This is a genomic window from Synechococcus sp. W55.1, assembly GCF_047461655.1.
Taxonomy (GTDB): domain Bacteria; phylum Cyanobacteriota; class Cyanobacteriia; order Thermostichales; family Thermostichaceae; genus Thermostichus.
Genome location: NZ_JANSHN010000014.1, coordinates 37,299 through 60,130 on the forward strand (window position 1 = coordinate 37,299; position 22,832 = coordinate 60,130).

The following is a 22,832-nucleotide window of genomic DNA, read 5'->3' on the forward strand; positions in this document are numbered from 1 at the left end:
GGCATGCAGCTTATTGAGATCAAATCTCGCCGCGAAGTGGAGAAAATGCGGCGGGCCGGTCGGGTGGTGGCCCAAGTATTGCAGGAGATCGCGGAGCGCCTAGAGCCGGGCTGGACTACGGCAGATATCGATACCTATGCTGAGAGACGGGTGGCCCAACTCAATGCTTTGCCCAGTTTCAAGGGCTACTACGGCTTTCCCGCCTGCGTTTGTGTCAGTGTCAACCATGAGGTGGTGCACGGGATCCCCAGTCCCCGTAAAGTGGTGCAGCCGGGAGATGTGGTCAAAGTGGATTTTGGTGCCATCGTCGAGGGCTGGCATGCGGATTCCTGTATCACCATCGGCCTGGAACCCCTGAGCGACGCAGCTCGGGATCTGATCGATACTGCGGCCAAAGCCCTGCAGACGGGCATCGACTGTGTGCACCACGGCGTTTGGCTTCAGGATGTCTCGGGTGCCATTGAAGATTACATCGAGGGGCGGGGCTATTCTGTGGTGAAGCAGTATGTTGGTCACGGGGTGGGGCGCAACCTGCACGAGGAGCCGCAGTTTCCCAACTATCGCACCCGCGATCTGCCCAATCCCAAGCTGCGCTCCGGCATGACAGTGGCCATTGAGCCGATGGTGAATGCGGGGGGAGAGGCAACCCGAGTGTTGCCAGACCAATGGACGGTGGTCACAGTAGATGGCTCTTGGTCAGCTCAGTTTGAGCACACGGTCTTGGTCACCGAGTCTGGAGCAGAAATTTTGACCGATCGCACGCCTTTTCAGTCCTAAGGGATCTCCTGATGAAGGACTGCAACGGTTAGGATAGAAGAGATGGAGTATATTTTCATTTCTTAACAGCGCGTGTCGTCGCGGCTGTTGATTGTTCTGTTGTTTGTTATGTCGTTTTTGGGAGGGCTCATTGTCTAAGGAAGATGCCATTGAAATGGAGGGGGTTGTTACGGAATCCCTGCCCAACGCCATGTTCCGAGTGGATCTGGACAACGGCTTCAACGTGCTCGCTCATATCTCCGGCAAAATTCGCCGCAACTACATCAAGATCTTGCCCGGCGACCGGGTTAAGGTGGAGCTGAGCCCCTATGACCTCAACAAAGGGCGCATCACCTACCGCCTTAAGAAAAAGTAGGTTCCCTAGCTGGGCTGCTGAGGATGAAAGAGCTGAGCCAAGTTCTCAAGATCGGGCTCTGGACTACTGTCGGCGGGTTGGGTGCTCTAGCCGTTTTCAACGCTTGGATCTCTTCCCAAACTCAGCCTCTGCAGAGCCTGCTGCCGGGAGAGGAAAGGCATCACTTCTGGCGCGGCCATCGCCTGTTTTACAAGGTCATGGGATCCGGCCAGCCGTTGTTGCTGGTGCACGGCATTGGGGCAGGCTCCTCCAGCTATGAGTTTCGTGCCATTATGGCGGAGCTGGGGCAGCACTATCAAGTCTATGCTCTGGATTTGTTGGGGTGGGGCAACTCAGAACGTCCAGATTTGGAGTACACCGGCAGTCTCTACGCCGAGATGATCGGGGATTTTGTCCAGGAGGTGATCGGGCGACCCTGTCACGTCATTGCAAACTCTCTCTCGGCAGGGTTTGCGCTGCGCTCGGCCCGTCTACAACCCCACCATTGGCAGAAGCTGTTGCTCATCGCCCCTCTGGGAGACAACAGCCTCATCCCCGATGCCCTCGGGATCCCTTTGGCTCAGATTGCCTATGGATTTCTCAGCCTGCCCGTTTTGGGGTTGGCTTTCTACAACGGCATCACCGCCCCCTGGAGTGTACGCTTGTTTACAGAGCAGAGCTTGTTCTCCCCCAGCTACGCCCTGGATGAGGCGGTGGTGGACTACTATTACCGGGCAGCTCACCAAGCGGGGGCTCAATTTGCCCCCCGTTCTTTTCTCACCGGCAGGCTCAATTTGCCCATCGAAGACGACTTTCGCGTGGTGGCCAAGCCCATGGCTCTGGTCTGGGGAGAACAAAATCGTCTCACCGGCCCAGAACAGGCAGAGCGATATCGCACCTTGCGCCCGGAGGTGCCGATATACCGGTTGCCAGGGGCTGCTTTTCCGCACATTGAAGCGCCGCAGACCTTTTTGTCGGTGGCTTTGCGCTTCTTGGCCGAAGCCGATCCTGCTCTACCGGGATGACGGACAGGGGATCCCTTCACCCCTTGGCAGAAAAAAGTGGGAGATTGGCGCAAGAAGCAGCCCTAGCGCCAGGGGTAAGGGCCGTGCTCTCGGTTGACGTGACCATCCCGAGCGCAGAGGGGAGTTGGTACGAGTCCGGCAACTCAAGTGGGCTCCCCGGCCTTATCTTCCCAGGGATCACCATCCACAGGAGTGGAGCTGGAAGGAGGAGGGGCAGGCTCAGAAGGAGGGGTCTCTTCTTTGGCATACTCCTGTTCCCAAGCCGGTTGTTCGGGGGCAGGTGCGGGCTCAGGTGGACGAGGACGCACAGGCTGCGGCTCAGGTTCAGGCTCTTCTTCTGCGTAAACGTCTTCTTCTTCGGCTTCGTATTCCTCGTCGTATTCTTCTTCGTAATCTTCCTCGACGGCGGAACTCTCGACAGCACTGGGCAGGGCAGGAGCAGGGCTAACTCCGGCTTCCCAAGGGGGCTTGCCGATTCCCAGGGTTTCCAAAATCCCCTTGGCCAGTTGGGTCAGGCGGGTCTCAGCGCCATCGGCAACAATAAGGCGATCCCCGCCCACAGAGACAATCTCGTCAGTGGAGAGCAGATAGGTGCTGAGGATAAAGCCAGGTAAAAAGGTGAGGCCAAGGTTGGAGAGCACCAAGCCCGTGATGATGCCGGAGACGGAGTTGAACTCAAAATCCTTAACTTTGCCGAGGCGGATCCCTTCTTCGGTTACCACCTCGCTGCCAACCACGCGACTCAGGCCCTCCAAATCCAAGTTATCGAAAACTTCTTCGCTGGGGACAAGAACTGCATCCTGACCCAACGCTGTTACTTGCCGCAGCTCCATCAAACGGGGGGATCCGGCAAGGGCTTTTTCCAGCACCCCCAGCACCAGAACCTGCTTGGCTTCCAGATCCGCCCAAACTTCGCTGACTACCCCAAGCCGGGCTGCGTTGCCCTGGCTGATCACCTGCGTTCCCAGAACCTGTGACCGCCGACGAACCTCTGATCGCACCAGCGCAACAGATCCTTTCCCAGTCGTCATGATGGTTTCCCCGTCGTAAGTCAAAACGTTCCCGTTGTTGGGCTGCGTGTCTGACACAGTTCGCCAGAATTAAGTAAGTTAATAGTACCACTGCCTGTCTCCTCCCTCGCGGGCTGCCCAGGTGGGATCCCGGCCAATCTGCCTGCTCCAGGCCAGAAACTGCTCTGCCATCGCGCCCAGGGAATAGTGCTCTTCTGCCCGTTGCCGACAGCGGCTCCTGTCGATGTGATCTAGGCGCTCTACAGCCTCTGCCAAAGCTGCCACGTTGTCCGGCTCGACGATCCAGCCGGTTTCTCCATCGCTGACAATTTCCGCGGGCCCACCCCGGCGGTAGGTAATCACCGGCACGCCACAGGCCAAAGCTTCCACCGCCACCAAGCCAAAGGCCTCCACCCACTTGGGGGTCATGATCAAGGCTGAGCATTGCCCCAAGATCCGCTGCATTTGCGGGGTGGGCAAAAACCCTCGGTAATCCAATTGGGCATTCGGGTACTGCTCTTGGATCTGCTGCCAGTAGCCTGGCTCTTGCAGGTGGCCTAGGATCACCACCGGCCTTCCCGTCTTCTCGGCTAGGGCAGCACAGTCTTCCAGGCCCTTTTCGGAGGCAATGCGCCCAATCCAACACAGGGATCCATTCCCTTGGGGCACAAAGTCGTAGAGGCGCAGATCCACCCCGCAGGGCAGATAGACAAAGGGATCCCGACCTGCCGCCATCTCGGCTCGGGCAAAGGCAAAGGTCTGGGCTTGCGCCCGCGAATGCACCGCCAGCCGACCAGGGTAGCGATGGGCAATGTGCTCTAGAGCCTGATCGACGGCATCGCTGAGGGATCCCATGCTAACAATGTGGGCCACCGGGGTGCGGAAAAAATCCGTCAAATAAAACGAGAGCCAATCGTAGCTCCAGTTCACGATTAGATCGAACTGATCTTGCAGGTGGGCAGCCCGCTGCCACAGGTTGGCCAGCAGAGAGGGGGTGTGGATCAGAACCGGCTGATCGCGGCGCTGGGTTTGCGCATAGGCCGGGGGAAGGCCCGCCACCGGCTCGATCACCTCCTCCGGCAACTCCGCCATTCGGGATCCCACAGGGGCCAACACCCGCACTTGGGATCCCATCTGGAGTAAGACACGCGTCAGGTTGGCAAGATTGAGCTCCACCCCACCACCGGCCCCGGATCCCAGAGGTCCAACAGGGGTGGAGAGGAACAGGTAGCGGTAGGGGCAAGCCATAGGGAGAGCCTCGGTAGCTCAGCCCATTGTCTTCTCAATCCGGATACCCGACTCCTTTTGCCTGGCCTCAAAGCCCACAGCCTGCCCAGAACTTTATGAGGCTTTGGCTACAAAAATTTCTCCCTTCTCCACCTTGACCTTGTAGATGGCCAGGTCTGCATTGGCCGGGCCACGGGTACGGCTGCCATCGGCAGCAAAAGCCGAGCCATGACAGGGGCAGACAAAGTTCTCCCCCCGCCAGTTCACATCACACCCCGCATGGGGACAGGCGGCATCCAAAGCCAGCAGAGAATCTTCTTTTTGCGGATCCCCGACCAGCCAGAGGGTGGCGGTGTTTTTCCCAAAGGCGTTTTCCACCTTGAAGGGGCCATCTTTGAGATCGGCCAGAGTGGCAACTTTCACAAACTCCGGCTCAGAAGCCTTAGAGCCAGAAGCAGTTCCCTGGGCCAGGGCAAAACGGCGCCGGGTAAACCCAGGTAACCAACCCACCAACGAGCCAAAACCGAGAGCCAGCCAGCGAAGAAAACCACGACGATTGTTGTACATGGCTATGTGTCCTTGGAGGTGTGCGAAATGTAGGTCATGAGCCAGCAAAAGACCGGCCCCTTCAGAAGGGATCCCCGTACAAATGCTGCCCTTAACATTTTGTTACACCGGAACAGTTTCGGCCAGGGCCAAGCCGCACTTTTTCCGGCTAGAGTACGCAGCAGCAGGCATCTTGGTTGCTTCATTGATTTGGCCGATGGGATGGGATCCCTTTCGGCTGTTGTACGCCTGGAGCCTAGGGTCGGGAGGTAAACAGCTCAGCAACCGTGCAGACAAAGCCGGGCAACAGGGGAGAAGACAACGCATCCTGAGCCAACAGCGTTTCTACCAAGACCAACTGGGCCTGTTGTCTGCGATACACCTCTACTCTCTGAGCCAGCCGATCGACGATCCAGTACTCTTGCACCCCATACACAGAGTAGAGTTTCCGTTTTGCCAAGCAGTCTCGATCCTCATGAACTTTTCCAGGTGATAGGACTTCAACCACCAGCTCAGGGGCACCCCGAAAATGTCCTGCTTCATCTTGAATCTGGGACAGCCGCTCATAACTAACCCAAACAACATCGGGAGATACACTGTCCGAGTCAGAAAAAATGAGACCTGGCATAATGGAAGGCTCACCCAGCCCGGTCTCGAGCGACCATTGATCCAGCAGGGAGAAAATCCGCCCGGCCAGGTGCTGATGCTTGTGGTGAGGAGAGCGAGTTACCAGCAGTTCTCCGTCGATGATCTCGTAGCGGATCCATTCATTCTCTGGCAGAGCCTCGATGTCTCGAGTAGTCCAGCGTACCTCTGTGGCAGTCATTAGCTGTCCCTGTAGCGATGGATGATGCTATGCCTAGGGCACCCTGCTGCTATACCTACGGCACTGCGCCGACAACTGCAACGCTGTCGCAACGGCGGAAACCACACTTGGCGTAGCCAAATCTTAACCCAGGATCCCGTTCACAGAAGCGAGACGGAGTCCTTCCTCTCTAACCACGACGGCTCAATGGATAGAGGTTCTCTAGAGCTGGACTATTGGCTGCGCTATCGTGTGGGGCTAGTTGGGATAGATGCGCAAGCGGCGGTTGGGCTCTTCGCCAAAGCTTTGGGCCCGCAGGTGGTAATGTTCCACCAACTGGTGTTGGAGCTTGCGGATCAGAGGCGAACGGGGCAAAAGTTCCACCGGCTGAGACTTGGGAATGACAATTTGCTCCACCGCCAGGCGGGCTTCTTCCAGAGCTTCGGTTTCATCGCCTGAGCTGGCGCGAATGAACAGCTCCAGGTCGGAATCGGATCCCTCTTCGCTTTCAATGTTGAGAATATGGCGCAGGGCGCGAGCCAGGGCAATCAGAGTATTGGCCTTGACGGTGTGAATCGGGATCTGGCGGGAGTGGGCCATCTGCTGGATCTTGGAACGGCTACGCACTTGGGATCGCAAGGCCAAGACAATGTCCGCCCCATCCAGGTCTTTGGTGACATCCGCCGGCAGTTTCAGGGTTTGGATCACCTGCTCCAGGTAGAAGCGGCTCACTCCATAGGGATAAATCATCAGCGGCCCATCTGGATTCTGCTGCCGCTCTGGTGGGGCCAGGGCGGATCCCTCCCAGTCCAAATCTTCTTCATCAGAGCCGGATTCCGCTTTGGATTCGGCCACCACCTGAGGGGCAGGACGGGATCCCGCCGGCGTTAACGGGACAGAGTCCTCTTGCCTATCCAGGAGCAAACCCGATGCTCCTCCCTGCGGCGAGCGACTCTCAAGCGGTTCTGAGGGCAGAGCTTCCATCCGTCCAGAACGTCGCCATCCTCCCCGCTCCCGTGCTGCGGACATTGTGCTGCCGGCGGGGGGCCATTGGGGGCCAGATAGGGCCGGGCGCTCATTCGTGACTATCACCACCTGGCCGCGTTCGTCTAGACTGCGGGTTTGGGTCAGGGGCTCGCGGTTGCGCAAGAGGCGATCCACAGTGGCGGCCACATCTTCATGGATGACCCAGCGGGATCGCTCCAGCATCTCTATGGCAATCTCAAACGTGGGGGGGGCTTTGCGCTCCAACACACTCTTCTGAGAGCCCCGTCGCCGCGCCTCTTCATCTCCCAGGGTGACCGATTGGATCCCGCCCACCAAGTCTGAGAGGGTGGGATTTTTGATCAGGTTGTCGATGCGGTTGCCATGGGCAGTGGCCACCAGTTGTACCCCCCGTTCGGCAATGGTACGAGAGGCCAAGGCTTCCAGTTCGGTGCCGATCTCGTCGATGACCACCACTTCGGGCATGTGGTTCTCCACCGCCTCAATCATCACCTTGTGCTGCAGCTCTGGGCTGGCCACCTGCATCCGTCTGGCCCGGCCAATGCCCGGGTGGGGCACATCGCCATCGCCGGCAATCTCGTTGGAAGTGTCGATAATAACCACTCGTTTGCCCAGCTCATCCGCCAGCACACGGGCAATTTCCCGCAGGGCCGTGGTTTTGCCCACCCCTGGTCGGCCTAGCAACAGCATGGAGCGCCCCTGTTCCACCAAGTCGCGGATCATGCTGATCACGCCGATAACGCAGCGACCCACCCGGCAGGTGAGGCCAATGATTGTGCCTTGGCGGTTGCGGATGGCACTGATCCGGTGCAGGGTAGAGGCAATGCCTGCGCGGTTGTCACTGCTGAACTCTCCAACCCGGCTGATCACCTGATCCAAGTCGGCCCGGGTGATCACGTCTTCTGAAAGGTAATCGGCAAAGCCGGGGAAGCGGGCTTCGGGACGGCGGCCCAAATCCAGCACCACCTCCACCAATCGATCCAGGTGAGGATGCTGTTCTAGGCGCTCGCGAATTGGAGCCGGCAGGATATCCAAAAGCTTGCTCAGGTCGTCGCTGTATTGAACCTGGCCGGGAAAGCCGGTACGTTCACGTAAGCGGTGCGGAGCACTTTCCGGATCCACTGACGGACTTGGGGTTGAGGGCTGTACGGGGAAACTCATGGCTGAGCAACGTCGTTAAACGCAGGAAAAACAGGTTTGCCTAAAAGCAACGGATCGCCGCTTTACTTGCTGCACCAACTGCTTGGCCAACGGGATCCCTGCCGCCAATCCGGGATTCCATCCTGACTCCGATGAGCTGTGGGCTGGCCCTTCCAGATAGGCTGACACCAACTGTCGCGCGTAGCTGCCGAAGGCTACCCCCGCCACCGGCCACCGGGGATCCAACAGCGGCACCGTTTGGGCGTTGGTTCCTCCTGCCAATTGCACATAGCCTGGCAGACCCATATTCAGTACCTTCTCGGCCAACTTTAGGGCAGCTTTGCCGGTGCCAGCTCCAATATCCCCACTCATAGGCCGGCCATCCACCTGCCAGATCAACACCTCCGGCAAGGGATCCATGAGGGCCAGCAGATCCCTCAAATAAGCCTCTAGGCCCGGACCATCGTTAAAGCTAATCGAGATGGCCTGGAGCTGAGGTAGCCAGGGCTTCAGGGATCCCCACAATTCCTCGAATGGCCTCTGGCGACCGATGCAGGTGTGAATCTCCACCGCTTGAATGCCCAGCTCGACCAAAGGCGGCAAAACTTCTGACAAAGCGACCTGGTAGCCGAAGGTGGCAATGCGCCGGTGGGGGCAAACCGGCTCACAGCGCCCACAGCCGTAGCACAGCTCTGTCTGGATGTGGACTTGAGCAGGAAGGGCTGCCTGGGTCAAAGCATGAGGGGGACAAACTGCCAGACAAGGCTGAGGACAGTCGGCAGGACAAACAGGAGCCGTCAGCACCGCCTTGCGGAAATGCACGTCTTCACCGTCATTGACGCTGACCATCAACCAAGGGGATCCCGCCTGGGGATCTTCGGCTTGTGCCCGTTGGATCCCTTCTTGAGCGGCCCGCACTATGGCCGGATCGGCAGCGACATCAATGCAATCTGCCCCGGCCAGCGTGTAAAGGAAAGCCAGCTCCCGAACCGAGGGCAAGTGGTGGAAACTTGCACCGCAGATCAGCTTAAACCAGGTACCCTGTTGCAGCGAGGCGGTTGGCAAGGTCACAGGCACAAGAAGCCGCTAGCAGGATGGGAATCTGAGCCGCAGGCCATCTATTTGAGATGGTAGCAAAGAAATTTCGAGGATCCTGAAGAGAGGTTCAGGCGCTCTGCAGAGGTTGCCAACGAATTGACCGTTCTCGGCCCAGTTCCACCACAAACTTCACTCCCTTGTCTTCCCGACTCAGCTTCACCAGGTAGGAGAGTTCCTGTTGGCTGAACACATGCCCTTCGTAAAACCAGAACACCAACCCCTTAGCTTTTGGGGGCAAGGTGGCCCGATACTGCTCGATCAACGCCGGGAAAAAATAGGTGCGCCGCTCCGACTTGCCCAATGTGGCAGGCCGTACCCCATGAATGCACGTCAAATAGCTGGCCAGATCCCCGATTCCCTTGCTGGAGAGCGTGACCACCTCATACCCAGCTCCGCGCAGCCGCCGCAGGTAATGTCCTTCGGACCCCCCTTCTGGGGTTACATAGATGGCCAAAGCTCCAGCTTGCTCCAGTTGCTGTACAAACTTTGCACCTGAGCCGACCAGCAGCATAGGAAGAACTCCATTACTCGTCTAGGGTTGGACAAGCAGCCCACCTGCGCTCATTGTAACGGGATGGCGCCTGAAGCTGGGGATAGAAGCTGCCAATGGAACCCATAGAATACTGGCTATCTCCCTGTTTTGCAGAAGGGAGCGTAAAGAAGGGTTAAGATACGGGTAACCTGCTTGCAGGTCTCAACCCACAGGTGGCGGACAAAGGCGGATGGATCCCCCTAGTAGGGATGGCCTCCCTGTCACTCACACAGCGACGACAGATGAACCTCACGATGCGACGACGCGAGCTATTGACCTCGGCAGTGGCCGGGTTCGTCACAGCACCCCTCAGCTTGGCAGGAGAGCAAAGAGCAATGGCCCAACAGACTTATCCCTTCACCAAAACCGACGCCGAGTGGCGGCAACTGCTCACCGAAGAGCAATACTATGTGCTGCGCCAAGAGGGCACTGAGCCCCCCTTCCGCAACGCTTACTACGACAACAAAGCTGCGGGCATCTACGTCTGTGCCGGCTGTGGGCAGGAGCTGTTTTCCTCAGCGGCCAAGTACGACAGTGGCACCGGTTGGCCCAGCTTTTGGGAGCCGATTGCTCCCCATGTGATCGGTACCAAGACGGACTGGAAATTGTTTGTGCCCCGCACAGAAGTCCACTGCTCCAACTGCGGCGGGCATTTGGGGCACGTGTTTCGGGATGGCCCCCCGCCCACGGGCTTGCGCTACTGCATCAATTCTGCTGCCCTCAAGTTCATCCCAGCCACCGCCTAGAAATCCTCTTGGCTTCGATCAGAATTGAGCCGCCTGTTTGGGTGAGCCCATGTCAGACTATACCTTCTTGGATGCTGCTTCGATTTTGCTGCGGGAGGGCCTAGAGGCTCTCTTGGTGTTGGTGGCGCTGCTGGCCCTTTTGAGCAAGAGCGGGCAATCGGCTCAGAAGCGCTGGGTGTGGCTAGGGGGATCCGCAGGCTTGCTGGCAGCGGTGATGCTCGGCCTGCTGGTGAAGCTGTTTTTCCAGCAGATGCTCACCCACACGCGGCAAGAGGTGCTGGAAGGGATCACCGGGCTGGCGGCAGCAGGTTTGTTGTTTTCGGTCAGCCTTTGGTTGCACCGCCGGGCTGCAGTGGTTTCTTGGCAAACCTTTGTGCAGGAACAGGCGCAGGCGGCACTGGCCACGGGTCAGGTTTTTTCCTTGGCTTTTCTGGCATTTATGGCGGTGTTTCGCGAAGGGGCGGAAACGGTGCTGTTTTATGTGGGGTTGGCCTCTTCCCTCTCGGCAAAAGATTTTTGGGCGGGGATCGGCCTGGGATCCCTGGTGTTGGTGGCACTGGCGATCTTGCTGCTGCAGGTGGGGCTGAAATTGCCGCTGGGAGTTTTTTTCCGGGGTCTAAGTCTGCTGATTTTCTACTTGGGCTTTAAGTTTTTGGGCAGTGGCTTGCACGCTCTACAGGTGGCGGACTGGCTGCCCATCACTCCTCTTGTTGGGATCCCAAAGCTGCGCTGGCTGGGCATATATCCCACTTGGCAGACGCTGCTCCCCCAACTGGTGCTGCTGGGAATAGCTTTCGCCTTGTGGGTGAGGCAATGGCTGCGGGCTGATTCTGCTCAGAGGCTTTCTTCGTGAAAAACGCTCTCCACCGGCACTGGGGATCCCATAAGCCATAAGTTTGATGAATCCCTGTCCTGGTTTTGATGGATGGCAATGATGCAGGTCACAATTTCATAGTCGTTTCAGGTTGGGACAAGGCGACCGAGGTACTGGGAAAAGCCTTCTGGCCCTGTGCATCTAACGTTTTAAGTGCGGGTGCAGTGTCCTGGTTTGAATCAAAATGACCCTAAAAAGAAAGCGCTCTGTACGTCGCGCCTGAAACCGCACCCAGTCAAGCCTTCCAGTCCAAGAAAGCAAAGCCTACCGGCAGGGATCCGGCAGGCCGCTGGATTTTGTCGGAGATCCCCAGTAGGAAACCCTGTCGATCGCTACGGAATCGACAGAGAGCATCCACTCTGTGGGGTTCCCGAGAATCAGGTATCGTAGACCCGGCATTCAACAGCATCTGGGTTTTCGGCGCAGTGCTGCTCTAGGCTGCTGGGAGTCCTCGGCTGGTGGCTGCGAGCTGCCAGCACTTCTTCAACTGCGTCCCAGGCCGCACGGCAGTGGGGATCCCCTTCGCCGTACTCAGAGCAGACGTTGCGAGCATTTTCCAGCTCTTTGGCGATCACTTCAGACAGTCCCATGTTCTCAAGCTCCTTTAGACTAGATGGGGCCGGTGGCCCGCTGATATAACCGGTTGACGCAGAACCTGTAGGGATTCGGTGTAACCGAGGATCAACAGGTAAAAACCAGCCGATCCAGATGAGGAATGAGTCCAGGATAATGACCTTGTGCCAACCGAATTGATCAACCGGATACATTACCTATTCTAAACAGGGACACCCGGGGGGTGCAGCTACGCTTTCGCGATCTCTTTGGGATCAGGATGCGCAGGGATCCCTCAGGCTCCAAACAGTTGTTCAATCCGTTGCCGCACCTGCTCTGGGGATCCCTGTTGACGCACTTGGCCTTCCGAGAGAAAAATCGCCCCGTCTGCCCACTCCAGTTCTGCCAGCCGATGGGTTACCCAGAGGGCGGTGATGCCTTCTTGATCCACCAATTGACGGATGCACCGCAGCAAATCCGCCTGGCTATCGGGATCCAACAGAGCTGTCGGCTCGTCCAAAAGCAGCACCTCACTGCGCCGGGCCAAAGCCCCTGCCACCGCCACCCGTTGCTTCTGTCCGCCGCTGAGGCCGTGAATGGGCCGACGGATCAGGTGCTTCAATCCCACCTGCTCCAAGGCCGTTTCCACCCGCCGGTGAATTTCCGCCAAGGTCAGAGCCTCTGCCCCCAAGCCAAAGGCCACATCGGCTCCCACCGTGGGCATGAACAGTTGGTGATCCGGATTTTGAAACACATAGCCCAGCCGACCGCGAATCTCCAGGCGGCCCGAAAGGGGCCGAGGATGGGTCAGGGATCCCGACAACAACTGCAACAGGGTGGACTTACCGCTGCCATTGGGCCCCAACAGCATCCACAACTGGCCCTTGGGAATGACAAAACTGCACGCCTGCAAAACCGGCGGACGCTCCGGCCAAGCAAAGGTCAGACTCTCCACCCGAATGGCCACCTCAGACATGGGGATCCCTTGCGGCAGAGGGATAAAGAGCTGTCCTCAGCTTTGCAACTGGGCCAAAAAACCGGGACGGGTTCCCATGGGGCTGGCGCTGCCCGACTTAGAAGTCATTTGCACGCCACACAACTCACCGGTGAGCAGAAACACCTTTTTGCCGGTGCGGTCACAGGTCAGCTCCAAACTCTGAGGGGATCCACTCTGCAGAGCATTGACGATGCTTTGGTAGGCCCGGTTGGCCGCTTCTTCCTCTTTTTGGTGGACAACGATGGGGGCAGGGTTCCCTTTCAGGAGCAGTTCCAGAGTGTACATGGCTGACCGTTGCGTAGTGGGCCGTGGGACAAAAGAGAGGCACCCAGAGGACGCCGTTGGCGACAGCAGGACGAAGTCCTTTTCCAGTATCGCAGGTTGGGCCAGGGTACCGGCAGGCTCAACAAATGACGGGGGAGTTTCTCTCGCCAGATTAGGCCAGGCCGGTGCCGAGAAAAGGCAGCAGGCTAATCAGCAACAGGCCCAACGTGGCCAGGGATCCCGCCAAGAAGGAGAGGGATCGCCCAATGGGAATATCGGCAATGTAGAAAAAGTTGTAGAGCAGCCGCGCCAGCAGAAACACCCCACACAGCGCAGCTACCCCTTCATCTCCGCTGAGGCCAAAATACCAGGGATCCGGGTGTGGGCCGGTGATGTAGGCAATCAACGCTGCTGCCGCAAACGTCTCAAAGGTCTCAAACCCGTTGGCATGAGCCCAGGTGGCCCGCTGTCCATATGGAGGTAGCCTATCGAACATAGCCCGAGGAGCATGCAGGTCGTAGCCGACGCGGGCACGGGCATAGCCCACCACCCCCATGGGCAGATAGACCAAGAGCATGGCTGCCGCAATAGAGAACAGGGGGATAGCTGCGAGAGGAAGGCTTGGCAACATAAGGCAAAAGGACGGTGCAAGATAACAGGGGAGAGGAAGGAGCCCAGCTCGGGCAGGAGCTATTGCCGGGAAAATCAACACCAGAACCATTATCCATCTATCGGGCTGTCTATCCAGGCAGATGCTTGCGTCAGGAAATCTTGCGGATTTGCCGGCGGCGCTCCTCATATTCAGCGCGGGTGATCAAGCCCTGTTTCAACTGGCTTTCCAACTGCTGTTCGGGATCCCGGGCTTCTCGCCCTTCCACACTGGTCCATTCCAGCTCGATCAACTCTCGGTTGAATCGAAAATCGAAATCGGCATTGCTCATGGTCAGGATCCACAGCCCTTCCAGCAAACAAAGGGCGCGTACCCCGTAGCTGAGGATCTGCAGCGGGATGGAAGGAACGAACACCATCAGCCCCACCACCAAGTAGCCCCAGCCCCAGCGTTGGTGCCCCATATAGAAGCGCTGCAACCCTGGAATGAACACCCCCAGCATCGCCAGCCAGCCGGCCACCTCGCGGACCAACCGCCGACGTTCCTGTGGGGGCATATCAGGGCCCCTGCTCTCGGCCATAGACTGCACCAGCTAGATGTGCCATTAGGCTAGCTCAGTTTTGGCCGCACAGGGCTCAGGAACTTGGATCCAACCTCAGAAGATTTTTGAGCAGAATCCTGCCGCCTATACTTGATGGGGGCAGTTCGGGGAAGGAACATGGCAGAGCGGGAACTATCGGTAGCGATCTTGGCAGCGGGCAAAGGTACCCGGATGCGGTCGCAGTTGCCCAAGGTGCTGCACAAACTGGGATCCCTGTCTTTGATCGAGCGGCTGCTGCGCACGGTGCTAACCTTGAAACCCTACCGCTGTCTGGTGATTGTGGGTTATGAACAGGAGCAGGTGCGCCAAGCCCTGCGGGAGTACCCAGTTGAATTTGTGGAGCAGGCCCAGCAATTGGGCACCGGACACGCCGTTCAGCAACTGTTGCCCGTCCTGGGCGATTTTCAGGGGGATCTGCTGGTGATCAACGGGGATGTGCCCCTGCTGCGGGCGGAAACCCTGCAAGCTTTGGTGGAGCGCCACCGCCAGGTGAACCCAGAGGTAACCTTGCTCTCGGCTCAGGTGGCGGATCCCTATGGCTATGGACGGGTGTTCTGCGATGCCCAACAGCGGGTGCTGGAACTGGTGGAAGAGCGAGACTGCACCCCAGCCCAACGGCAAAATCGCCGCATCAACAGTGGGGTGTATTGTTTTCACTGGCCGGCTCTGGCTCAGGTTTTGCCCCATCTCAATCGCAACAACGCGCAGCAGGAGTACTACCTAACGGATGCCGTCAAGCGGGTGGGCAAAGCCATCGCTCTGGATGTTGCCGATCCGCAAGAAATTGTGGGCATCAACGACCGCCGCCAACTGGCCCAGGCGTACCAGATTTTGCAGGATCGCCTCAAAGAAGCCTGGATGGAAGCCGGGGTCACCTTTGTGGATCCCGATAGCAGCAGCCTGGAGGAAACGGTGGAATTGGCCCCCGATGTGGTGATCGAGCCCCAAACCCATCTGCGAGGGGTGTGCCGCATTGGCTCGGGAACCCGCCTGGGGCCGGGCAGTTGGATCGAGTCCAGCGAGATTGGATCTGGGTGTCACATTCTCTACTCGGTGGTCAGCCACAGCCGCATCGGCAACCACGTCTGGATAGGCCCCTACGCCCACGTGCGCCCCCACAGCCAGATTGGGGATCACTGCCGCATCGGCAACTTTGTGGAAACCAAAAATACCCAGATCGGATCCCACAGCAATGCCGCCCACTTGGCCTACCTGGGAGATGCCAAGCTGGGATCCCAGGTCAACATCGGGGCGGGCACCATCATCGCCAACTACGACGGCCAGCAAAAGCACTTCACCGAAATTGGGGATCGCAGCAAAACAGGCGCCAACTCGGTGTTGGTGGCTCCTTTGCAGGTGGGATCCGATGTCACCATTGCTGCCGGCTCCACCATCCCTGCCCGCTACCCCCTGCCGGATGACTGCTTGGTGATCGCTCGCTCCCGCCCGGTGGTCAAGCCCGGTTGGCGACTTGGGATCCGCTCTTCCCGCCCCCAGGAGCCCCAGCCCATGCCACCGGGATCCCTCAAGATTTATCCCTTGCGCCTCTTCCCCGGCCAAGATCTCAAGCAGGAACTGGAGCGAGTGGCCCGGCAGCAGCCCTTGCAAGCGGGGTTTGTCCTCAGCGCCGTCGGCAGCCTTAGCCAAGCCACCCTGCGCCTGGCCGACCAAATGGGGGATCACCTGCTGTCGGAACGCCTGGAGATCCTGGCCCTGAGTGGATCCCTGTGCCCTGACGGAGTCCATCTCCATCTCACCGTTGCCGATGCCCGAGGCCAAACCTGGGGGGGACACCTGCGCCCCGGCTGCCTCATCTACACCACCGCCGAAATTGTCCTCGCCGATAGCCCGGAGTACCGCTTCTCCCGTCAACCGGATCCGGCCACCGGCTACCTGGAGTTGCACATCCAACCCGTGGCAGGGGATCCCTGCTGGCCGTCCCCACCCCCCCAACCCCAGCAAAACCAGCAGACAAAACCAGAGGCTGACAACAGCAGGCCGAAAAGCTTACAGTAGTCAACATGAGTTACCTAAAGCTAAAGGGGGCTTGTGAGCGCCAAGCCGAAAGCTTCACGGAACTCATGGACGCTTTGCGGTGTGGCGGGCATGTTACTGGGTTTTCGGACGCAACTCATTCTTAACCGCAAGCAAACAACTCTAGCCGCCCAACACGCTGGGGTAGCCCGCCACGCCTATAACTGGGGCTTAGAAGTCTGTCGGCAAGCCCTGGAGAACCAGCAAAAACTCCCCACCGCCATTGACCTGCACAAGCGCCTAGTGGCCGAGGTGAAGAAAGAACATCGCTGGTACTACCAGGTCTCCAAATGCGCCCCTCAGCAGGCATTACGCAACTTGGAGCAAGCCCTTAAGCGCTGGCGGGGTGGGTTGGGGAAGTTTCCCCGCTTCAAACGCAAGGGAGTGCGAGACAGCTTTTACCTGGAAGGGAGTATTCGCACTTCTGGCAACCGCATCAAGGTACCTATCTTCGGTTGGCTGCGCTGTGCAGAGCTGCTCCCGGTGACCACACCCAAGAACGTGGTTGTTAGCTTGAGAGCCGGACATTGGTACATCTCCTTCAAGTACGAAGCTCCAACACCCCAGGTGGAGAAGACCGGAGAGGTGGTGGGAGTGGATTTGGGTATCCATCACCTGGCCACCTGCTCCGGCGGGGAAGTGTTTCCCAATCCCAAGCCCTACCGCAAGGCCCAGCGGCGTTTGGTCAGGCTGCAACGGCGGCTGAGCCGTAAGCAGAAAGGCTCTGCCAACCGCAAGAAGGCGGTGGTGCAGTTGGGCAAAGCTCACAAGCGGGTGGCAGACATTCGGCAAGACAATCTGCACAAGCTGACGACTTACCTGGCCAAGAGATACCGAGTGGTGGTGATAGAGGACTTGCAGGTGAGGAACCTGCTCAAGAACCGCAAACTGGCGGGATCCTTGTCAGACTGTGGGTTCTACGAGTTGAGGACTCCGTCCCGCTATCGCGAACGGCGACAGCTAGAGTACAAGGCCCGGCTCTACGGCTGTCAGGTGGTGGTGGCGGATAAGTTTTATCCGTCCAGCCAACTGTGTTCACGGTGTGGCCACAAACAGAAGATGCCACTCAGCGAGCGGGTATTTCGCTGCCCGTGTTGTGGTCTGGGGATAGACCGCGACCGCAATGCAGCGCTGAACCTGGTGCGGTGGTATTTTGAGTGCTACTTAAAGCGCTCAACTACCCCAAGCTCTGGGGAAAGAGACGCCTGTGGAGATTCCTCTGGCGGGGTGGTAAGCCTGAAGCTTACTACCAGTCACGAGTCGTGGAAGCAGGAAGAAAGCAGAGACGCGACAGGCACTGAACACTCTGGAAGTGTTTGTTAGCGTTTCGTAGGTCTTTCGGAGCGGTCATCAGTACCCCGTTGAGCAGCCAGAAATTGTTAAGCTTAACGCACGGATGGCAGTATCCGGCCATGCCCCGAGTGACAACTGCTGACGAGCTGCTGACAGAATATGCCTCTGGCGAGCGCAACTTTCAAGAATCCAACCTGGTGGGGGTGGACTTGGTGCGCTCCAACTTGCAAGGGGTGAATCTGAGAAGGGCCAACCTCTCCTTTGGCAAGCTGAGTGGCATTAACCTGCAGGAAGCCGATTTGCGCGGCGCCGATCTCAGCTCGGCCAACTTGATGGGGGCCAACCTCCGCGGGGCCAATCTTTGGGAAGCCAACTTGATCGGCGCGGATCTCAGCTTTGCCGACTTGCGGGAAGCCAACTTGCACGGTGCCTACCTTTGGGAAGCCAAGCTAACCCGTGCACAACTGCAGGGAGCCGATCTGAGCGGGGCAAAAATCGGCGGAGCAGTGCTGACCGGCGCTGACCTCAGCGGAGCCACCCTACCCGACGGGAGTGTGCGGGCTTGAGCTACCCCCCCAGCAGACAAGGCAGAATGGAACTGTTGCGACGGGATCCCTGATGCTGCTGCTGTTCAACCTGGTCTTGACACTGCTGCTGGCTGTGGGAGTGGCAGTCCTGGCCGGACAAAACCCCACCACCCTGACCGTACACTTCTTGATGTGGCGCTCGGTGGAGCTGCCCTTGGGATTCCTCATCGCCGTGGCCGTCGGCCTGGGCCTGTTGACGGTGGGGCTGGGCTCTCTCCTCTGGCCTGGGCGCAGCTTTTCTGCCACCGCCCGCCAATTACAGGAACGGGTGCGCCAACTGGAAATGCAGGATCAACCGCCCCAATAACGGCCAATTCCCAAAGGGATCCCTCTGCTTTCTGGCTTTGGCTCAACAGCTTCGATCCCCTGCAATTCTACCTGCAATTCTATAGTTGACTTGACAATCTTGTCGCTGGCCCTAGGGAAAGCATGCTGGAATGGCCCACCGATGCGAGACTGGGCGTAAGCTGAGATCAGGATCCCTTCGCCGTCTGCTTGAGCAGTGCGTATCTCCAACCGTAACCATGGCTTATTTCCAACCTACTTCCCCGGATAGCTCTCCCCAAGACCCACGGGCCCTGCGCAAAGCCCTGCGCGGATCCAGCACCTACTTTGCCAAGGGATTTGAAGAACACAAGGATCAAGCTCAACTGGAGCTGCAAACCACCTACAAAAGCCCCCTTGTGGAGCAAATCCGCGCCCAGGCTTACCGCTATCAGCGGGGTGACATCACCATTCACCTGGCCAAAGCCTTTGGCTTTTGCTGGGGTGTGGAACGGGCGGTGGAATATGCTTATGAAGCGCGGCGACGCTTTCCGGATCGGCAACTGTGGATCACCAACGAGATCATCCACAACCCTCTGGTAAACCAGCACCTGAAGGAGATGGGGATCCGCTTTGTGGAGAAAGGCCCAGACGGCAAGAAGGACTTCTCTCAGATCCGGCCCCAAGATGTGGTGATTTGGCCTGCTTTTGGGGCAAGTGCATCGGAAATGGCGTTTTTCCGGTCGCAGGGCAATGAGATTGTCGATACCACCTGCCCCTGGGTTTCCCGCGTGTGGAACCAAGTGGACAAGCACCGCGCGGCCCAATTTACCTCTGTCATCCACGGCAAGTACAACCACGAAGAAACCGTAGCCACCAGCTCCTTTGCCGAAAAGTACCTGGTGGTGCTGAACCTGGAAGAAGCGGAATGGGTCGCCCGCTACATTTTGCAGGGCGGAGATGCGGCAGAATTTCGGCGGCGCTTCGGCAAGGCCACTTCCTCCGGTTTTGATCCGGATCGCGATCTGGAGCGGATCGGCATCGCCAACCAAACCACGATGCTGGAAGGGGAGACCCGCGCCATTGCCAAGCTGTTTGAGACCACCATGCTGCGCAAATATGGCCCCCAGGAGTTAGACAACCACTTCATGAGCTTTAACACCATCTGCAATGCCACCCAAGAGCGGCAGGACGCCATGTTCGAGCTGCTGGAGCAACCTTTGGATGTCGTGGTGGTGATCGGGGGGTTTAATTCCTCGAATACCACCCACTTGCAGGAAATTGCCCTGGCCAAGGGCTTGCCTTCCTTCCACATCGATGGCCCCGACTGCATCCAACCCAACAACCGCATCCGTCACAAGCCTCTTCACCAAGACCCGACGGTTACCGAAGGGTGGCTACCCGATGGGCCGGTGCAAATCGGCATTACCTCCGGTGCCTCTACCCCAGACCGCGTTGTCGAGGAGGTGATTCAACGCATCTTCGCCCTGCGTGAAGAACCTCGGCGGATCCCTGCCTAGGGATCCCTTCCCTCTTCCCTTTGAGCGTGCTCAACACCCTTTTTCAGGTTTATCCTCCCTTGCTGGGCTGGACGCTGCTGGGGTTTGCTCTCCAGAAGGGGCTGCCCGGCGGCTGGAATCGTTGGCTGGATCCCCACGCCTTGGGGCGATTCATGTTTTGGGTGGGAGTGCCCCTCAGCATTGTTGGGTTTATGCAGGGAGTGGATCTGTCGGGTCAAATCTGGGTTGCTCCCCTGATCTGCTGGCTGTCGGTGGGGCTGGGGTTTGCCTTGACCAGCGCTTGGCTGTGGTGGCAGCGCCACAACTGTTGGAGCAGTGCCCAGCAGGGCAGCTTTCACCTAACCGCCACCCTGGGGAACACCGGGTATTTGGGCTATCCCATCTGTCTGGCTGTGGCCGGAAGGGCTTACTTTGGCTGGGCCCTGTTCTATGATCTGCTGGGCACTCTGTTCATGGCCTACGGGTTTGGCGTGTGGGTGGCCAGCCGCCACGGCAGTTCCCATGCCCAACCTTGGCAGGTGGGCCTCCACATTTTGCGCACCCCTGCTCTTTGGTCTTTTGCTATGGGCCTACTGCTGACCCGCGAACCCCTGCCGGGTTGGCTCTCTCAAGGGTTGGCGGCTTTTGCCTGGAGCATGATCCCGCTCAGTTTGATGATTTTGGGGATGCGGCTGGCCCAGGTGAAGCGCTGGGGATCCTTTCTTGCCGCCGGAGTGGCCCTCTTGATCAAAATTGTGATTGTGCCGCTCTTGGTGGGAATCGGCCTTGCCTTCACCCCCTACCCGCCTCTGGCCAAGCTGGTGCTGGTCCTGCAGAGCGGTATGCCCCCCGCCATCGCCACCCTGGTGCTCACGGAAGAATACGACTTGGATCGGGAAATTACCGTAACTGCCTTGGCCGTGGGGTACTTGGCCGCCTTGCTGACCTTGCCCCTCTGGCTGGGACTCTGGGGATCCTAATAGGCCAGGTGAGACAAGGTTTGCTCGAGGTAGCTATGCACCAGTTGATCCAGCTCTGCTTCCTGAGTGGGCAACTCCCGGCCCTGGAGCCATCCCCGAAAACCCGAGCTTTCCACAATGGCCTGCCGCAACGGCTTCCAAACCGCTTGCGTGCGCAGTGCTGTATCGGAGCTGAGAGCAGGACTGATCATGAGAAGAAGGTGAGTAGGAGTGATTCACCCTCAGAATAGCTTGGATCCCAGTTGACTTTGGCTCTCTAGGATACAAATCTCCCCTCTATGCTGAGCAAGCCTTCTCTCAGTCGCTCAAGCCAAAAAATCCTCAATATAGTCATTCCAAACTAGATTGAGACACTCCCCAGGCGTTCCGCGCTGCTTCCGCGGCCACCCCCAGACCTTCTCCCAGAGGGAGAGAGGAGCTGGACAGAAATGTTTCATTCCTGTTTAAAATGACCATACATCCCATCAACTCGAGCAAGAGGCCCAGGGATCCCTAAACGAACAATTGGCTGCGCTGCTCGACCCGTAAAGTTGGCCCCAAGGCATTGAGAAGAGAGACGCCGTAGCTGCGGACGATAATGCGGCTATCCAAAATAGCCACCCATCGAGTGGGAGAGCTGGGGTCTTCTCCCGAATCAGAGCCTTGCCGCAGAGGCGCGACGGCCCGTTGCAACTGGGCAGCAGCCACCGGCAAAAGGTACTGACGAAACCAGTCCTGCTGGGTGCGTTGCAGATATTGCACCCGTCCGGCCACCCTTGGGTCTTCCACAGAAGGGAAGGGCAAAGTGGCGATCACCATCAGCTCAGGGCGAGGCAAGCCGGCCTTGTGGTGTAGCCAGTAGGGCCAGTCGCAGACCAAAATGCCCTTTTCGCCCGGAAAAGGGCTGTTTACCCGCACCCGCGAGCCGAATTCGGCAGCCAAAGCCGCCCCCACCTGTGCCTGCAGAGGTTGATCCGACACCAACACCACCACGAAGCCCTGCGCTTGAGGGATCAAGTTTTTCAGCTCTTGCAGCAGGTGATCCCGAAATAGAGGGCTGTTGGGCAGGGGGAGGCGCGGCAAGTAAAGGGAAAGCTCCGCCCCGCCAGAACGTGGCCAACCCTCGCCTGAGGCAAACCGCAGCGGCGTCAGATCCGGCAAGCCCAACCGTCGCCGATAGGTTTCCGCCTGGCGATCCAGATCCAGCGCTTCCCCAATAATCACCACCGGCTGTGTGGCCCAAATGGGGGCCAACCAATCCTGCAGAGCCGCCGGGCTGTGGTGAAGGGTGAGGCGACCGGTTTCTCGGTCGGTTTCGGCCCACCAAATCCATTTGGAGACGGGATCCCCCTCAGAGCTGAGCCGCCGGCGGATTTGATCCCAGGGATCCGGCAGCCAGCCGGGGTAGCCTGTCACCAAAGACAGCACAGCATCCAGGTGAACCTGTTCATCCGCATGAAGCAGACAGCGGGAAAGAGGCCGCCGCAAAAGCTGAAGGGACAAATTGACCTGAACCTGGGAGAGCTGCTCCGCCTCGGCAGGGAAGATTTGCCGGAGCTGTTGCCAATGGCTGGCTTCCAGGGTCACCGTTAGCGCCTGGTAGGCCCAATCTTCCAGGTCTTCGGCTCCATCCAGGATCAAAGGGATCCCTGTCGGCACTTGCGAGGATCCCTTTCTCAGGCGAGCTTGCAGCCAATCCAGGGGATCCACCAACAGCAACCCCTGGAAATCGGGATCCGGCCAGCGGTCTTTTTGCAGGACAGGCTTATGCAACTGCAGGGTGTGCTGTAGCCAGGGGATCTCTTCCCCCAAAATTTGCGCCTGCACAGGAGCTGTGGCACAGAGCAAGGTGGGGTTGGGCCACATCAGGGCTGGCAGCAGGTAACTGAGGCGGTGCTGACCCCCAGCGGGCACCTGGATCAAGGTGCTGCGACCCAGCCGCAACCCCCGCGCCACCATGCGAGCCATCGTCAACTGGTGGGGCCACAGGGCTTCGGGAGACTGCCGCAAAAGCTGCCGCAACTGTTGGTGGACTTCAACCTCAATCACAGTT

General features: G+C 58.6%; 25 protein-coding genes and 1 pseudogene. 12 read left to right on the forward strand and 14 right to left on the reverse strand.

What is annotated here, in order from left to right; translation table 11 throughout:
* Positions 1-3: 3 nt before the first annotated feature.
* The 3 genes from map to NW816_RS08550 all read left to right on the forward strand — a co-directional run bounded on the left by map (position 4) and on the right by NW816_RS08550 (position 2,136).
* Positions 4-777, forward strand: coding sequence for a type I methionyl aminopeptidase (gene map / locus NW816_RS08540; RefSeq protein WP_414408898.1), 774 nt, complete (start codon positions 4-6; stop codon positions 775-777).
* Between the two features lie 130 nt (positions 778-907).
* A complete protein-coding gene (gene infA, locus NW816_RS08545; RefSeq protein ID WP_011434173.1) occupies positions 908-1,132 on the forward strand; it encodes a translation initiation factor IF-1 in 225 nt (74 codons plus the stop codon).
* 23 nt (positions 1,133-1,155) lie between these two features.
* Positions 1,156-2,136 (forward strand): alpha/beta fold hydrolase, encoded by a 981-nt coding sequence (locus tag NW816_RS08550; protein WP_414408868.1) that lies wholly within the window; start codon positions 1,156-1,158, stop codon positions 2,134-2,136.
* Positions 2,137-2,279: 143 nt separating this feature from the next.
* Here the strand turns inward: NW816_RS08550 and NW816_RS08555 are convergent, their stop codons facing one another.
* The 7 genes from NW816_RS08555 to ndhN form a co-directional block, all read right to left on the reverse strand.
* On the reverse strand, positions 2,280-3,137 hold the full coding sequence (locus NW816_RS08555) for a PRC-barrel domain-containing protein (protein ID WP_414408869.1): 858 nt from the start codon (positions 3,135-3,137) through the stop codon (positions 2,280-2,282).
* Between the two features lie 108 nt (positions 3,138-3,245).
* Positions 3,246-4,394 carry a glycosyltransferase gene (locus tag NW816_RS08560; protein WP_414408870.1) on the reverse strand — a complete coding sequence of 383 codons (1,149 nt, stop codon included), beginning with the start codon at positions 4,392-4,394 and terminating at the stop codon, positions 3,246-3,248.
* A 93-nt stretch (positions 4,395-4,487) separates the two neighbouring features.
* Positions 4,488-4,940, reverse strand: a complete 453-nt coding sequence (locus tag NW816_RS08565) for a ubiquinol-cytochrome c reductase iron-sulfur subunit (protein ID WP_414408871.1) — start codon at positions 4,938-4,940, stop codon at positions 4,488-4,490.
* A 235-nt stretch (positions 4,941-5,175) separates the two neighbouring features.
* Positions 5,176-5,745, reverse strand: a complete 570-nt coding sequence (locus tag NW816_RS08570) for a Uma2 family endonuclease (RefSeq protein ID WP_414408872.1) — start codon at positions 5,743-5,745, stop codon at positions 5,176-5,178.
* A gap of 237 nt (positions 5,746-5,982) precedes the next feature.
* Positions 5,983-7,890 carry a R3H domain-containing nucleic acid-binding protein gene (locus NW816_RS08575; protein ID WP_414408873.1) on the reverse strand — a complete coding sequence of 636 codons (1,908 nt, stop codon included), beginning with the start codon at positions 7,888-7,890 and terminating at the stop codon, positions 5,983-5,985.
* A gap of 15 nt (positions 7,891-7,905) precedes the next feature.
* Positions 7,906-8,940, reverse strand: coding sequence for an LdpA C-terminal domain-containing domain (locus tag NW816_RS08580; RefSeq protein WP_414408874.1), 1,035 nt, complete (start codon positions 8,938-8,940; stop codon positions 7,906-7,908).
* A gap of 94 nt (positions 8,941-9,034) precedes the next feature.
* Positions 9,035-9,478, reverse strand: a complete 444-nt coding sequence (ndhN, locus tag NW816_RS08585) for an NAD(P)H-quinone oxidoreductase subunit N (RefSeq protein WP_414355931.1) — start codon at positions 9,476-9,478, stop codon at positions 9,035-9,037.
* Between the two features lie 230 nt (positions 9,479-9,708).
* On the opposite strand from ndhN, the gene msrB reads away from it, so the two are divergent.
* Complete coding sequence (gene msrB, locus NW816_RS08590; RefSeq protein WP_414408875.1) at positions 9,709-10,245, forward strand: peptide-methionine (R)-S-oxide reductase MsrB; 537 nt, start codon at positions 9,709-9,711, stop codon at positions 10,243-10,245.
* Positions 10,246-10,294: 49 nt separating this feature from the next.
* The gene (locus tag NW816_RS08595; protein ID WP_414355928.1) at positions 10,295-11,098 is read left to right on the forward strand and encodes an FTR1 family iron permease; all 804 of its coding nucleotides are present in this window, start codon (positions 10,295-10,297) and stop codon (positions 11,096-11,098) included.
* Positions 11,099-11,496: 398 nt separating this feature from the next.
* On the opposite strand, the gene NW816_RS08600 is transcribed toward NW816_RS08595, so the two are convergent.
* From NW816_RS08600 to NW816_RS08620, 5 genes are all read right to left on the reverse strand, one after another.
* Positions 11,497-11,709, reverse strand: a complete 213-nt coding sequence (locus tag NW816_RS08600; RefSeq protein ID WP_011434185.1) for a CP12 domain-containing protein — start codon at positions 11,707-11,709, stop codon at positions 11,497-11,499.
* Between the two features lie 257 nt (positions 11,710-11,966).
* Positions 11,967-12,647, reverse strand: coding sequence for an energy-coupling factor ABC transporter ATP-binding protein (locus tag NW816_RS08605; RefSeq protein ID WP_414408876.1), 681 nt, complete (start codon positions 12,645-12,647; stop codon positions 11,967-11,969).
* A gap of 36 nt (positions 12,648-12,683) precedes the next feature.
* Entirely contained in the window at positions 12,684-12,953 is a 270-nt protein-coding gene (locus NW816_RS08610; protein WP_011434187.1) for a hypothetical protein, read from the reverse strand.
* Between the two features lie 151 nt (positions 12,954-13,104).
* A complete protein-coding gene (locus NW816_RS08615; protein WP_414408877.1) occupies positions 13,105-13,563 on the reverse strand; it encodes an MAPEG family protein in 459 nt (152 codons plus the stop codon).
* A 130-nt stretch (positions 13,564-13,693) separates the two neighbouring features.
* Complete coding sequence (locus NW816_RS08620; RefSeq protein WP_414384099.1) at positions 13,694-14,122, reverse strand: SHOCT domain-containing protein; 429 nt, start codon at positions 14,120-14,122, stop codon at positions 13,694-13,696.
* A gap of 138 nt (positions 14,123-14,260) precedes the next feature.
* Between NW816_RS08620 and glmU the strand changes: the two are divergent.
* From glmU to NW816_RS08655, 7 genes and pseudogenes are all read left to right on the forward strand, one after another.
* Positions 14,261-15,610 (forward strand): annotated as a pseudogene (gene glmU / locus NW816_RS08625) (bifunctional UDP-N-acetylglucosamine diphosphorylase/glucosamine-1-phosphate N-acetyltransferase GlmU); the annotation flags it as partial.
* Positions 15,611-15,652: 42 nt separating this feature from the next.
* Entirely contained in the window at positions 15,653-16,159 is a 507-nt protein-coding gene (locus NW816_RS08630) for a PPC domain-containing DNA-binding protein (RefSeq protein ID WP_414408899.1), read from the forward strand.
* Positions 16,160-16,249: 90 nt separating this feature from the next.
* Complete coding sequence (locus NW816_RS08635) at positions 16,250-17,500, forward strand: RNA-guided endonuclease InsQ/TnpB family protein (RefSeq protein WP_414408878.1); 1,251 nt, start codon at positions 16,250-16,252, stop codon at positions 17,498-17,500.
* 89 nt (positions 17,501-17,589) lie between these two features.
* On the forward strand, positions 17,590-18,036 hold the full coding sequence (locus NW816_RS08640) for a pentapeptide repeat-containing protein (protein ID WP_414408879.1): 447 nt from the start codon (positions 17,590-17,592) through the stop codon (positions 18,034-18,036).
* Positions 18,037-18,088: 52 nt separating this feature from the next.
* Positions 18,089-18,364: a lipopolysaccharide assembly protein LapA domain-containing protein gene (locus tag NW816_RS08645; protein ID WP_414357966.1), complete on the forward strand. Its 276-nt coding sequence runs from the start codon at positions 18,089-18,091 to the stop codon at positions 18,362-18,364.
* 217 nt (positions 18,365-18,581) lie between these two features.
* Complete coding sequence (locus NW816_RS08650) at positions 18,582-19,841, forward strand: 4-hydroxy-3-methylbut-2-enyl diphosphate reductase (RefSeq protein ID WP_414408880.1); 1,260 nt, start codon at positions 18,582-18,584, stop codon at positions 19,839-19,841.
* Positions 19,842-19,867: 26 nt separating this feature from the next.
* The gene (locus tag NW816_RS08655) at positions 19,868-20,800 is read left to right on the forward strand and encodes an AEC family transporter (RefSeq protein WP_414328971.1); all 933 of its coding nucleotides are present in this window, start codon (positions 19,868-19,870) and stop codon (positions 20,798-20,800) included.
* On the opposite strand, the gene NW816_RS08660 is transcribed toward NW816_RS08655, so the two are convergent.
* Both NW816_RS08660 and NW816_RS08665 read right to left on the reverse strand, forming a co-directional pair.
* On the reverse strand, positions 20,797-20,991 hold the full coding sequence (locus NW816_RS08660) for a hypothetical protein (RefSeq protein WP_011434196.1): 195 nt from the start codon (positions 20,989-20,991) through the stop codon (positions 20,797-20,799). The genes NW816_RS08655 and NW816_RS08660 overlap by 4 nt on opposite strands.
* A gap of 301 nt (positions 20,992-21,292) precedes the next feature.
* Positions 21,293-22,828 carry a hypothetical protein gene (locus NW816_RS08665; protein ID WP_414408881.1) on the reverse strand — a complete coding sequence of 512 codons (1,536 nt, stop codon included), beginning with the start codon at positions 22,826-22,828 and terminating at the stop codon, positions 21,293-21,295.
* Between the last annotated feature and the right edge of the window lie 4 nt (positions 22,829-22,832).